12 protein-coding genes, 1 pseudogene, 1 riboswitch and 1 other annotated feature are annotated in these 13,672 nt (G+C 43.5%); of the genes and pseudogenes, 10 read left to right on the top strand and 3 right to left on the bottom strand.

What is annotated here, in order from left to right; genetic code table 11:
• From BLW33_RS13165 to BLW33_RS13125, 10 genes and pseudogenes are all read left to right on the top strand, one after another.
• Positions 1-274: integrase core domain-containing protein (locus BLW33_RS13165; protein WP_143032652.1), on the top strand; the 274-nt coding region annotated here is incomplete at its 5' end.
• A gap of 190 nt (positions 275-464) precedes the next feature.
• Positions 465-1,775 (top strand): TrkH family potassium uptake protein, encoded by a 1,311-nt coding sequence (locus BLW33_RS13160; RefSeq protein WP_242911687.1) that lies wholly within the window; start codon positions 465-467, stop codon positions 1,773-1,775.
• A gap of 7 nt (positions 1,776-1,782) precedes the next feature.
• Complete coding sequence (locus BLW33_RS13155) at positions 1,783-2,451, top strand: potassium channel family protein (protein ID WP_090309755.1); 669 nt, start codon at positions 1,783-1,785, stop codon at positions 2,449-2,451.
• Positions 2,451-2,753, top strand: a pseudogene (locus BLW33_RS14600) (RNA methyltransferase substrate-binding domain-containing protein); the annotation flags it as partial. The gene BLW33_RS13155 and the pseudogene BLW33_RS14600, both read left to right, overlap by 1 nt.
• A gap of 9 nt (positions 2,754-2,762) precedes the next feature.
• On the top strand, positions 2,763-3,248 hold the full coding sequence (locus tag BLW33_RS14425; protein ID WP_242911686.1) for a TrmH family RNA methyltransferase: 486 nt from the start codon (positions 2,763-2,765) through the stop codon (positions 3,246-3,248).
• Positions 3,236-3,461: a binding site (T-box leader), on the top strand. Its footprint overlaps the gene before it by 13 nt.
• A 37-nt stretch (positions 3,462-3,498) precedes the next feature.
• The gene (gene pheS, locus BLW33_RS13145; RefSeq protein WP_090309749.1) at positions 3,499-4,521 is read left to right on the top strand and encodes a phenylalanine--tRNA ligase subunit alpha; all 1,023 of its coding nucleotides are present in this window, start codon (positions 3,499-3,501) and stop codon (positions 4,519-4,521) included.
• Between the two features lie 12 nt (positions 4,522-4,533).
• Positions 4,534-6,924, top strand: a complete 2,391-nt coding sequence (gene pheT / locus BLW33_RS13140) for a phenylalanine--tRNA ligase subunit beta (RefSeq protein ID WP_090309746.1) — start codon at positions 4,534-4,536, stop codon at positions 6,922-6,924.
• 42 nt (positions 6,925-6,966) lie between these two features.
• Positions 6,967-7,851, top strand: coding sequence for a DNA-processing protein DprA (locus BLW33_RS13135; RefSeq protein WP_090309743.1), 885 nt, complete (start codon positions 6,967-6,969; stop codon positions 7,849-7,851).
• Positions 7,852-7,930: 79 nt separating this feature from the next.
• Positions 7,931-8,443 (top strand): cell division protein ZapA, encoded by a 513-nt coding sequence (locus BLW33_RS13130; protein ID WP_090243048.1) that lies wholly within the window; start codon positions 7,931-7,933, stop codon positions 8,441-8,443.
• Between the two features lie 98 nt (positions 8,444-8,541).
• Positions 8,542-9,525 carry a tyrosine-type recombinase/integrase gene (locus BLW33_RS13125; RefSeq protein ID WP_090309740.1) on the top strand — a complete coding sequence of 328 codons (984 nt, stop codon included), beginning with the start codon at positions 8,542-8,544 and terminating at the stop codon, positions 9,523-9,525.
• Between the two features lie 65 nt (positions 9,526-9,590).
• Here BLW33_RS13125 and BLW33_RS13120 read toward each other — a convergent pair whose 3' ends face one another.
• From BLW33_RS13120 to glmS, 3 genes are all read right to left on the bottom strand, one after another.
• Entirely contained in the window at positions 9,591-10,163 is a 573-nt protein-coding gene (locus BLW33_RS13120) for an ECF transporter S component (RefSeq protein ID WP_090309737.1), read from the bottom strand.
• 15 nt (positions 10,164-10,178) lie between these two features.
• Positions 10,179-11,150, bottom strand: a complete 972-nt coding sequence (locus BLW33_RS13115) for a nucleoside hydrolase (protein ID WP_090309734.1) — start codon at positions 11,148-11,150, stop codon at positions 10,179-10,181.
• A gap of 116 nt (positions 11,151-11,266) precedes the next feature.
• A riboswitch (PreQ1 riboswitch) is annotated at positions 11,267-11,311 on the bottom strand.
• A gap of 50 nt (positions 11,312-11,361) precedes the next feature.
• Positions 11,362-13,188: a glutamine--fructose-6-phosphate transaminase (isomerizing) gene (gene glmS / locus BLW33_RS13110; protein ID WP_090309731.1), complete on the bottom strand. Its 1,827-nt coding sequence runs from the start codon at positions 13,186-13,188 to the stop codon at positions 11,362-11,364.
• Between the last annotated feature and the right edge of the window lie 484 nt (positions 13,189-13,672).

Raw genomic sequence — 13,672 nt, 5'->3', positions numbered from 1 at the left:
ACTCAAAAAATTTCACGTCAGGCAGAGCATGAACAGGGCTGGTGGTCGTTGCCACGATAACGCCAGATGTGAAAGTATGTGGGCACGGATGAAATCCGAACTGTTGTATGACCGCTATGATACCGAAAAAATGACCATCGAAGAATTGAAGGTCTTAATCTGGAGATATTTCATGAGCTACTGGAATAACAGAAGAATCTGCTCATCGATTGGTGGAGTGCCACCTATAATAAAGAGGCAGCAATATTACCAGTCCTTACAGGATGTTGCATAAGGTCGCTGAATCCTTGAGGGAAATCTGTCAACTATTATTGACAATATCAAATCCCTTGCAATTTATTGGATTAGTGTTACAATGAGTCTCAACAAATCAATATCCTGCGGGGAGTACTATGGTAAGAGTAATTAAAGGTGAAAATTCCTTTATGACGTATTTGCGCCGCCGATCACCGGCGGAAATTTTAATGTTTGGATTCGCAGCCGTTATCCTAATCGGCGCTTTGCTTTTGAGCCTACCCATGGCGAGCACTACCGGGCGAAGTCCAGGCTTTTTAAATTGCCTGTTCACGGCCACCTCAGCAGTATGCGTGACCGGCCTTGTCGTTGTCGATACCGGGACCTATTGGTCCCTCTTCGGACAGCTTGTCATTATCATCATGATTCAAATTGGTGGATTAGGCTTTATGTCTTTAATGACCATTTTGTTTGTCTTAGCTGGAAAGAAAATCACAATAAAGAATCGTTTGCTCCTTCAATCCTCAGTGAATTCTGATCGGGTCCAGGGCGTGGTCAAGTTTACAAAATATATTGTTTGCTCCTCTTTAGTCATTGAACTTGCTGGAGCGATACTCTTTGCCCTTGTCTTTATCCCAGAATACGGGTGGGGAAAAGGTATCTATTTTGGAATATTCCATTCAATCTCCTCTTTTTGTAATGCAGGTTTTGATTTATTTGGAAATTTCAAGAGCTATACAGCCTATGTCAATAACCCCATCATTAATTTTACTACCTGTGCCCTTATTGTCATCGGTGGTTTGGGGTTCGCGGTTACGAGTGAGATCATTAATTTCCATAACACCCGGCGATTAAGCTTACATAGCAAAATCGTTCTGACCATTACTGGAATACTCCTGATTGGCGGGGCAGTAGCTATCTATTGCCTGGAGTACTCTAATCCAGAAACCTTGGCGGGACTACCGTGGTACGGTAAAATTATGGCGGCATTTTATCAGTCCGTTACCCCAAGAACGGCTGGCTCCAATACCATCTCCCAAGTGGGAATGACGTCTGGTGCTAAGACAGTAACCATGCTCCTCATGTTTATTGGAGGGTCTCCCGGCTCAACAGCCGGTGGGGTGAAAACCACCTCTGTCGCCATTATGTTTATTATGTTGATTCGGATGCTTACAGGGAAGAAAGATGTGGTCTGCTTTAAACGGACCATCCCATCAAGTGCACTAACACGTGCAGCCTGTGTGTTCTTCATCGGTGTACTCATCGTCACTTTTGTTTTCATGGTGTTATGTATCGCAGAACCCTACACGAATACCCAGGATTTGCTTTTTGAAGTCTTTTCTGCCTATTCAACCGTTGGTCTAACCTGTGATGTTACTACCTCCTTGTCTGCTGTTAGTCGCATAGGGATTATCATTACCATGTTCATCGGACGGGTTGGCCCGTTGACAATTGCCTATGTTATTACCCGAAAGGAACGAAAAGAGTTGGAAAACAAAGGACAATTTAAACTGCCTGAAGGCAATATTATGATTGGATAGGAGTAAAATGAGAGATAAACAATTTGCAATCTTGGGCCTGGGCCGTTTTGGTGAAGCCTTGGCCATTACCCTGAGTGAGCTGGGATCGAATGTCGTCGTTGTTGACCGTGATGAAGAGAAAGTTCAAAATATCGCGAATTACGTAACCTATGCGGTTCAGGCCGATGTCTCAGATATTAATGCCTTAAAATCAATTGGTCTAAAAAATGTCGATGTCGTCATTGTATCCATCACTTCTGATATCAACAGCAGCATCATGGGTGTTGTCAATGCCCAGGAGCTGGGGATTCCTGAGATTTATGGGAAGGCCAATAATGCCCAACATGAAAAGGTATTGTTAAAGCTTGGGGTTAAAAAAGTCTTTTCCCCAGAGCGCGATATGGGTGAACGTGTGGCCCACAACCTCTTCTCCGGCGATTTTATCGATGTTTTAGAGCTAGATACGGATAACTCCATTGTCGAAATCGACAGCCTCCACACCTGGGAAAATAAGGCTTTAGAATCTCTGGATATGCGGACCCGCTATGGTCTGAATGTCATTGCCATTCGCTCCCAGGATCATCTGAATGTTTCCCCTGTGGCAACGGACATCATTGTACCAGGGGATAAATTGGTCGTCATTGGGGATAATGCAAGCATCAACGAAGTCACCCGTTTGGCCCAAAGTGGACGCTGATGCCAGGAAGTATTACATCCTGTAGCAACTCCAGGGTTAAGTCCATTTGTGCTCTTCAACGAAAAAGAATTCGGGATACCGAGGATGCCTTTATCTTTGAGGGGATCAAGCTTTTTCGTGAAGCACTGGCCTGGGATGTTCCCATCACGGATATTTTTATAACACCGTCACTCCTCCAGATACTGGAGGAGGATGGATTAAATCGCAACCTTCAGTCAAAGGGAGTAGAAACTTGGGTGGTTGACGACGCAGTTATGCAAAAAATCTCCCTTCAAAAGAACCCGGAAGGGGTTTTGTGCCGTTGCCAAAAAATGGAAAACAAGGAACAGGATTTGCCTTCTTATGTTATATTCGAAGATATCCAGGACCCTGGAAATGTGGGGACCTTAATACGCACGGCAGATGCTGCGGGGTTCGGAGGGATCATCACGACAGAATCAACAGCGGATATTTATAACGATAAGGTGCTCCGCAGCTCAATGGGATCTGTTTTTCATCTTCCTATTGTGCAAAATGTCTCTTTAGACAACATTCTCTTGACATTAAAACAGTCTGGATATACAATAATTGGGACTGCTTTAGAAGGAAATGAAAATTTTGATATAAAGGATTATCAGACATTTAAACCCGTTATCATTCTGGGAAATGAATCTAAAGGAATGAAGGATAACACGAAAGCACAATGTGATCACTTGCTTCGGTTACCAATGTACGGGCCTGCTGAGTCCCTCAATGTAAGTGTCGCAGGTGGTATTGTATTATACGATATTGCAAGAAAAGTGAATAAAGGGCGATGAAGGAAAGAGTAGGTGCGCATGTTCATGCTAGAGAAGAGGTCCTTGGCTGGAAGACCTCCCATGAAAATCGAGCTGAAGTTCATTCCGGAGCTGTAGGGGTGAAGCTGGTATTTGTTCTGGAAGTAGCCCTTACCGCCAACATAGCGTTAAATGGAAGTGACCATCAGTGGTGATGGTAACAAAGGTGGTACCGCGGAAATATTCGTCCTTTATAAGGGCGTTTTTTTATTTCATATGAAAGGACAAACACATGCAGGATCAACTGAATCAAATTAAAAAGGATTTTCAAGATTATTTAGTAGAAGTTGTGGATTTGAAGGCCCTAGATGACGCACGAGTTAAATTTTTAGGGAAGAAGGGACAGCTCACGGCTGCCATGAAGGGAATGGGGAAGCTTTCTAAGGAAATGCGCCCTGTTATCGGAAAGATGGCCAATGAGGTCCGGGAAGAAATTGAACAAGGTTTAGCGTCTAAGAAGGCCTTGCTTGAATCCGCATTGATTGAAGCCACAATACAGCAAGAGCATATCGATGTCACCTTACCAGGGAAACAGCCGGAAATTGGAGGCTATCATCCTTTAAATAACATTATCAAGGAATTAGAAGATATCTTTCTAGGGATGGGTTTTTCCATTGCAGAGGGGCCCGAAATTGAATGGGTGAAGTACAACTTTGATTATTTAAACATGCCTCAGGATCATTCCAGCCGGGATATCCAAGAATCCTTTTATGTTGAGGATGATATTGTGTTAAGAACGCAGACCTCACCAGTCCAGGTACGTGTTATGAGTGACAATGCTCCTCCTTTACGAATTATTTCCCCTGGTCGTGTATATCGCCGGGATGAAATTGATGCAACCCATTCCCCAATCTTCCATCAAATGGAAGGACTGGTTATCGATAAGGGAATCACCATGGCGGATTTAAAGGGAACCCTGGATCTTTTTGCCAAACGTCTCTTTGGAAACAGCGTCAAGACGAAGCTTCGTCCCCATCAATTCTATTTTACTGAGCCCAGCGCTGAAATGGACGTCACCTGCTTTAAATGTGGGGGAACGGGCTGCCGCGTCTGCAGCGATACCGGCTGGGTCGAGCTCCTGGGCTGTGGAATGGTTCATCCCAATGTACTCCGTCACTGCGGCATTGATCCCGATGTCTACAGTGGGTTTGCCTTCGGAATGGGCCTGGATCGTATCGCCTTGACCAAGTATGGCATTAACGATTTGCGACTGCTCTTCGAAAATGATGTGCGTTTCTTATCTCAATTTAAATAGGAGGAATCACTGATGTTAGTATCACTAAAATGGCTGAAAGAATTTGTAAATATCGATATTGATCCCGTGAAATTCGGTGATCTTCTGACCATGTCGGGAACAAAGGTCGAAACCATCACCCCCATTTCCGATGTCGTCTCTGGTATTTATACCGGGGAGATCACAAAAATTGAAAAACACCCTAATGCTGATAAGCTCCAGGTCTGTACCTTGGATATGGGGGCTACCATTGGTGAAAAAATAATCATCACCAGTGCGACGAATGTATTTGAAGGTGCAGTAGTGCCTGTTGCCCTGGAAGGCGCAACCATTGCCGATGGTACTAAAATGGGGAGCACTGAATTTCGGGGGATTTCATCCTACGGTATGATGTGCTCTGTGGAAGAGATGGGCATGGATACCGGACTTTTTGCCAAAGAAATTACAGAGGGTATCTATATTATGCCCGAGGGAGTTCAGCCCGGTTGTAACATCCGGGAATTAATGTGGGTAGATGACCAGATTTTTGATTTAGAAATAACGGCCAACCGCAGTGACTGCCAATCCATTTATGGCATCGCCCGGGAGGCGGCCGCCACTTTAAATGAGGAATTGGCAGACATCGCCCTGTACGATTCCAAGGCAGAAGACCCTTCAAAAATCCAAGACTTGTTGAACGTTAAGGTTGAAAGCAGCCTTTGCTCTCGCTACACCGCCAAAATGTTCAAGGTGAAGCAGATTAAACCATCACCCTTATGGATGCAGATAAAGCTTTTAAACAGCGGCGTCCGTCCCATTAATAATATCGTCGATGTGACGAACTACGTCATGCTGGAGCTGGGACAGCCCCTGCATGCCTTTGATTACAAGAGCCTGAACGCTACAGAGATTGTGGTTAAAACAACCATGGACCCCAGTGTGGTTACCCTGGATGACAAGGAGCGGGCTATCGATCCCTCCATGCTAATGATTACCAATGGCCAAAAGCCTGTGGCTGTTGCCGGCATCATGGGTGGTGCAAATTCTGAGATAACTGAAAAAACGGAGTATGTGGTATTAGAATCCGCTTGCTTTGATAAAACAAGTGTTCGTTTAACCTCCAAAAAATTGGGACTTCGAACAGAAGCATCCGGCCGTTATGAAAAAGGGCTCTACCCAAATTTAACAGAGATTGCGGCATTACGGGCCACTTATTTACTGAATCAAATTGGTGCCTGTGAAATCATTCCAGGAATGATTGATGTCTATCCAGAGCCTACGACTCAGAAGCAAATCGAAGTGGATTGCGATTGGATTAATCGCTTTATCGGAATTGAGATCAGCCGGGAAGAAATCGTGGATATTCTTAAGCGATTATTTATCCCTGTGGAGTGCATTGATGGTACAAAAATTAAAGTAACCGTCCCGGACTACCGACAGGATTTGGAAATCAAAGAAGATATTGCAGAGGAAGTTGCCCGGATTTACGGTTACGATAAGCTCCCAAGCACCATCATGGGTGGGGCCACCCTGGCAGGGGGGAAGACACCCGCTCAGAAATATAAAGATGAAGTGGAAGCCTTCTTAATTGGAAATGGCTTTTACCAAACCCTTACCACCTCCTTTACCAGTGCGAAACGTTATGTTGAAATCGGACTTAATGATCAAAAGGATATTATCGCACTGAAAAATCCCTTTGGTGAAGACAGCAGCATCATGCGTAATAATCTTCTGGGCCATCAGCTGGAGCTTCTCGCCTTGAATTACAACCGAAATAATGCCAAGGGACGCTTCTTTGAAATCGCCCAGACCTACCATGCGTCGGAAAGCAGTGGAACCTTACCCACAGAGATTGCCCACCTGGTGCTGTCCGCCTACGGGGAAAATATGGATTATTTTTCACTAAAGGGGATTGTTGAAGCCCTGTTGGCAAAATCCGGAATTACCAATTATTTCGTTAAGGCCGGCGGAGACGAGGTCTTCCATCCTGGCAGAAAGGCAATCATCACAATCGGTTCCCAGGAACTGGGTCAAATTGGTGAAGTCCATCCCGCTATTGCTAAAAAACTGGGTTTACCCCCACGCACTTATATTTGTGAGATGAATTTTGATTTAATGACCACATCCAGAGAAACCGTCATTAAATTTGCTGAGCTTCCAAAATTCCCAGGGTCTACCCGTGACTTGGCCATCGTTTTAGATGAAAAAACCCCGGCAATCGAGATTGAAGCCTGCATCCGCTCAAAAGGGAAAGCACTCATTGAAGATGTCCATCTTTTCGATGTCTACCAAGGCAAGCAAATACCTGCTGGCAAAAAAAGCCTGGCCTACTCCATTTACTTCCTGGATTATACCCGAACCTTGACAGATGATGATATCAATCCCATTATGGATGAAATTCTTGACTCACTTAAAGAAAACTTTGATGCAGCATTAAGAGATTAATGTTAAAATAGTACTATAATTTTGGAGTGAGAGGATGGCGTTATGAATTCTTTAGAAATTAACAGGAGTATCATCGCTCTATCCCAGATCAAGGGGCTGGGAAGGAAAAAGATTGGAAGAATTTTAGAAGAGATCAGTGATTTTAATCATGCTAGTTTTATGGAATTAATTGAAATTGGCATTCGTTTAAATTTACTCTCAAAGATGAGTCCCATTGGCGAGTTTTTAAACGCGAGGATAGCGGCTAACAATATCCTTGCCATTTGTGAACATAATGATATCCAGGTTGCAAGTATTTATGCTGAGGATTTTCCGGATGTGTTGAAGTTTAAAGAGGGTCCTCATCTGATTTATTACAAAGGCAATATCAGCGCTTTATCTTTACCGAAACGAGCAGCCGTTATTGGAACTCGGGCTCCCAGCGAGAAGGGGAGTGCCTTTGCCCGTTGGGCCGGAAAGCAGCTGGCAGAAAAGGATTATGTCGTTATCAGTGGTTTAGCCTCAGGCTGCGACCGTGCCGCCCATCTCGGCTGTTTAGATGCCGGGGGAACAACCGTCGCTTTCCTGCCCTCCAGTATTCTGAATATCACACCCAAGGAAAATATTGGTTTAGCTAAGCGTATTGTTGAAACCGGCGGATGCTTAGTCAGCGAATATTCTTCCTATGATATTGCCAATGCAGGGATGTTCATTGAGCGGGACCGCCTCCAGGCTGCGGCTTCTAATTTTGTGATTACTTCAGAATTTGAAGAGAATAGTGGAACACTGCATACCCTTGAATTTGCAAACCAATATGAAAAGACGATTGTATCGACGCATTGTATCCAAGAGAGTGGTATAACCGGGTTTGATGCTTTGCAGAAAGAGCATATTCCATACCGTCTATTATCTGAAGCAGAAATCATAAACTATTTAGATGAGGCGTAAAAACTTTGCTATTATTTGGTTGAAAAAGTGGATGGACTTCTCTATAATAGTAGATAGAGTAGAATTGGAGGTATAGAGCGTGAGCAACCCAAATAAATCGATTGAACTCAGACTATTGAACAATACATTTTCCGTTGTTGCAGGTGAAAATGAAGCCTATATTCGGGAGATTTCATCCTTTGTCAACAATCAACTGAATGACATCCTTGATAAGAATCCCCATACTAATCCAATTCGAATCTCCCTGTTAGGATGTATGAATATTGCCGAGATGCTGTTTGAAACAAAACGGGAAGCCGTGGAAATCGAAAAGAAACAGCGTGAAGAAAGCAAGCACATGGATGTGATGGCTGAAAAGCTTCAGGGCACCCAAAATGAAGTGAATACTTTAAAGGATACGATATCGGATTTAGAAAAAGACAAAAAAGCCTTAAACCATGTTATCGCTGAAAAAGAAGAACTTTTAAACCAATATCGGGAGCATTTAAAACAAGCGAAACAAGAAAGTGAATCAAACCGAAAGTCAATCCTGGAGCTACAGAACCAGCTTTTTGAAAGCCAGATTGAGTTGAGTAAAGCCAAGGAAAACTAAACCAAAGCGGAGAGGCGATGCCAATCCGCTTTTTACCATCACAAATATTTATGCGTATAACGTAAGTTATACGCATAAATGGAGTTAAAAGAGGACAAATGACGAAAAATACACCCCGCCAATCCAACACCCTCATTCTGGAGCTTTCGGATTATCTCATCTCCGTTAAGGGTTATTCCAATAATACCGTTAAATCCTATCAGAATGATCTGATCCAGTTCTTCCGTTTTTTAGTCATGCGTCGTGGGCAAATCAATTCAACAGGTGATACCCCTACTGATTTTGGAGATATCGAAATTACCACCATCGACATACCGTGTCTGAAAAATGTTTCCCTGCCCGATATTTATGCCTTTTTAGGCTTTTCAACCAACACACTGGATAATGTGGATAGCACAAGAAAACGTAAAACAGCGGCTATTCGAAGCCTATATCATTATTTAACCTTTGTGTGCCATATTGATATGGCAGACCCCACCCAAAACCTTGAGATTCCAAAGGTGAAGCACCGTGACCCCATTTATATGACCTTAGATGAAGCCTTAAGCCTCCTAGGGGCCGTAGATGGCCGGTACGCCGAGCGCGATTTGGCAATCATTACCCTTTTTCTGAACTGTGGAATGCGTCTTTCAGAGCTGACCCATATCAAGCTTTCGGATATCCAGGATGAGACCCTCCATATAATCGGAAAAGGAAACAAAGAAAGAAATATTTTTTTAAATGATGCTTGTATTGAGGCCATTGAAAATTATCTTAAACTCCGCCCAGAGGAGGTTGAATCTGATTATTTGTTTTTAAGCAACCGAAAGCAGCCGATCTCTAACCGTACGGTTCAAGTTATGGTGGATAAGTACATCCAAAAGGCTGGCCTGGATGTGAATAAATTTTCAGTGCATAAGCTTCGACATACGGCGGCAACCCTGATGCATAAATATGGCCAGGTCGATATCCGGACCCTTCAAAAGGTCCTCGGCCACGAGAATATTTCGACCACCGAGATCTATACTCATATTGAAGATGACGAGGTCCGGGATGCCTTATACAAAAATCCATTGGCCCATTTTTCCACCTCTCAAAAATAAGGAAAGAAAAAATCCTAAGGCCGCGTTGTGCGACTTTAGGATTTTTTAAGTGATAACAACGGAAATTATTTAAAACTACTATGGGTTAACCGCTCCAGAAATATCTGGGGAATGGCTTTTATGGCAGCAAAGGCAACGGCGAATGCGATGGCTTTATCCAGGACATCTGTAATAATTTGAGTTGAAAACACCGAGGCAAAAAGATTAATACCGACGTTTCTCATGACCGCAACGATAAGGCTCGATCCCGAAGAGGTCACCCCATCAAAAATAAGGGCGACAATGATTGAAGAAATCATGGAAACCAACACTGCAATGAGAATAATGGATAAAATTGACTTAACCCCTTCAAAACGTCCGTTTTTAAATAACAAGCCCGTCGCAACACCAATAAAAAGCTGAACGGGTAAAAAATACAGGGAAACTGGATCGAAGGTTAATCCATTGACCAGTGCAGTTAAGATGCCAACCAGACCACCACCAAGGGGTCCAAGGATCAGAGCGGATAAGATGGTACCGATGGAATCAAGATAAATGGGAAGCTTGAGCATCAAGGCTAAAAATCCACCTAAAATATTAATGCCGATCATCAGGGCCGCAAAACAAAGGGTTTGCGGATTTAACTTCAAACATTTCATTCATTCAACCTCCTGTTAATACTTCGGATTGTCAATTATTTCACAAATCGTTTGTCTCTGTTCAGGGAAAAGTTGACCTAAAAAGTATTTGAAAAAGCCAGCAGCGTCAACTTCCGTTAATACATGGGCATTGGGAGCCCTTCCTTCGATTCCCTGAACATCGACCATGCTCATTCCAGTGGCCTTTCCCTCTGTCACGATACTGACATAATAATCCTCTCCCCCACATAATTCGGGGTTTAAATAATAGGCCAGGGCCAGTGGATCATTGACCACGCTTCCAAGTGTTTTCTCCTGCTTCCAGTGGAAATCCGTATAAAAAGCAATCATCCCTTCAATACATTCTGCAATGGGCCCCCCAAAGTAATGGATAAGCTGGGTATAATTCGGTGTCATGACAACCTGTCGGGTAACGTCTAACCCCACCATGGTGATGGGACGATTCAGGTTTTTAAAAACCAATTCCGCGGCATCGGGATCTGCCCAAAAATTAAATTCAGCAACGGGTGAACAATTTCCATGACTTCGAAAGGCCCCCCCCATCACCGTTAGGGTCTGGAGCCTTCTTAGGTTTTTGGCATCCTGCTTTAGGCAGCGGGCAATATTGCTCAAGGGACCAATGGCAATGATATCGATGGGTATATCCGATTGCAGGGTTTTCAAAATAAAATCGATAGCATTTAAATGATACTTAAACCCGCCCTTTTGATCAGCCATTCCCCCTAAGCCATCATCGGCATGGGTATCTTCTGCGGTTTTTAATGCTTGCTTTAAGGGGGTGGTTTCCCCTAAATAAACGGGGATGTCTTCCCGATCCATCAGCTTTAAAATTTGGACAGCGTTTTTTGCGCACTGCTCTCCCCTGGTGTTTCCAGAAACAATGGTTACCCCCAGGATATTTAATTGGGGCGAGCGGCAAGCCAGCATGAGTGCCAGTGCATCGTCGATACCGGGATCACAGTCTATGATGACGTTTTTTGTTTTCATTTTTGGGGCTCCTTTGTGTTACGTTTTGGGGTCGAGGTACTCCTGTAATCCCTTCTACTTCTGTTAGCTTGCGCGCAAAAAAAGGACGTGATGTAACCATCCGTCCTTTGTGTACGTTTTTCCTAGTTTTTTATAGAGGGATGGTTACGAACCTCTCACAATATTAAGTTCTTTTTTATTTTAACGGTAATAGCTATAAAGGTCAATCTTTTTATTCAACGGTTACCGATTTTGCCAGATTCTTTGGTTTATCGACATCACATCCTCGGGCAACGGCTAAATAATAGCCAAGTAACTGGAGATAGACAATGGCAGAAATGGGAGTTATTTCATCAAGCATATCCGGAATATACAAAACCTCATCTACTTCAGACTCGATTTCAGTATGCCGGCTTTGGGTGATGGCGATGACGTGGGCTCCCCTTGCTTTAACCTCCTTGATATTGCTGAGCATTTTATCAAAGACATTTTCCTGGGTACACACAGCAATAATGACCGTTCCTTCGTCAACAAGTGCAATGGGTCCATGCTTTAATTCCCCTGCAGCAAAGGCTTCGGAATGAACATAAGAAACTTCCTTCATCTTCAGTGAACCTTCCATGCAAGTGTAATAATCCAGGCACCGTCCAATGAAATATGCATCGTCCATTTTAAAGTGATCGTAGGCAATATCAGAAATCATCTGGCTTTTTTTAATAGCCTGGGCAACTGAATCTGAGGTTTTTAAAAGGGCATCCGTCACCACTTCAATGACGGCATCGTCGATGGTTCCATTAAGCTTTCCTAAATGCAGGGCAAGCATTAACATACAGGCTACCTGGGTAATATAAGCCTTTGTGGAGGCCACGGCAATTTCCGGACCAGCGTTAGTATATAGAACATCATTGGCCTCACGGGCGATGGAGCTTCCTACGACATTGGTAATGGCCAATACACGTGCACCATTTTCCTTTGCCAGACGAATGGCGGCTAAGGTATCTGCGGTTTCACCAGATTGGCTGATGACGATGAGCAGAGTGTGGGCATCAACAATGGGATTTTTATACCGATATTCAGATGCCGCTTCCGTCTCAACGGATAAACGAGCGTATTTTTCCAGATAAGCTTTCCCCACCATTCCGGCGTGATAGGCTGTCCCACAGGAAACAATCTGGATTTTATGGATATTTTTCATGGCTTCTTCATCGAGATTGACGTCATCCAGAACGATTTTTCCAGGAAAGCATCTTCCGGTGAGGGTATCCGATATGGCTCGGGGCTGCTCATTAATCTCTTTAAGCATAAAATGATCGTAGCCACCCTTTTCGGCATCACCAGGGTCCCAATCCACTTTGAAAATCTGTTTGCCGACAGTATCCCCGTATTTATCCATTACGGTTACCTTATTCTTCGTTAAAACGGCAATTTCATCATTATCGAGAAGATACACATCCCGGGTGTGGCTTAAGATCGCCGGGATATCCGATGCGATAAAGTTTTCACCATCCCCTACCCCAACGATGAGTGGGCTATCCTTACGAACTGCCACGATGCGGTCCGGCTCTTCGGTACACATGATGCCCAGGGCATAGGACCCCTTAAGTCTTTGGGTTGCCTTTAGCAACGTCGACACTAAATTACCATCATACAGTGCATTGAGAAGATGGGCGACAACTTCTGTATCAGTATCCGACACAAAGAGATGCCCCTGATTAATGAGTTCTTCCTTTAATTCAATATAATTTTCGATAATGCCATTATGGACGATGGCAATCCGATTATCAATGCTGCAATGGGGATGAGAATTGATGTCTGATGGTTCTCCATGTGTTGCCCACCGAGTATGACCAATACCAGAATTTCCAGTTAACCCGTCCAAGGCTAAAATTTCTTCCAAATTTTTAAGCCGGCCTTTTTTCTTCTTAACATGGATGGCTCCGCAATCATCACGTACGGCAATCCCTGCAGAGTCATACCCACGATATTCTAATTTTGACAATCCTTCAATTAAAATGGACTGTGCCTGCTTATTTCCAATATAACCTACAATACCACACATAGGCTGCACCTCTTTCATATGATTTCATCTTCTTTGTCCGAAGGATCACTCTTCCGTTTTAAAAGATGCTATCCAGGGCATCCGCCGAAATTTCGATACTCCCTGTCCTCGTCAACTCTTCTTTGGTGACCAACCATGAGTTCTGGCGCTCAAGTCAATCCTCATATCATTTACTCTGGTCAAACCTCCCTTATTTTTAATGATATGATTATGACAATGGCTCAATTATAGCATAAAATAAAAAAAAACCAAGTCCTAACCTTCTTGAGTTTTCGTAGTTTTATCCACAAACCCCTTGTTTCACTGGTAATGCAATGAACAACTTTCAGAAAATGCCCAAAATATAAGGAATCACCAGTCCTTTTGTAGTAGAATTAAGTTGCGAAACAAAATCTACACTAAACAATAAAGAAAGGGATTCCTCATGCTTAATTCTACTACAAAAACCTACACTTTGAAACGTGAAATTTTATCTTTTTCAAAC

This window comes from Eubacterium aggregans, assembly GCF_900107815.1.
In the GTDB taxonomy this organism is placed as follows: domain Bacteria; phylum Bacillota; class Clostridia; order Eubacteriales; family Eubacteriaceae; genus Eubacterium_O; species Eubacterium_O aggregans.
This window is presented reverse-complemented; position numbering and strand designations above follow the sequence as displayed.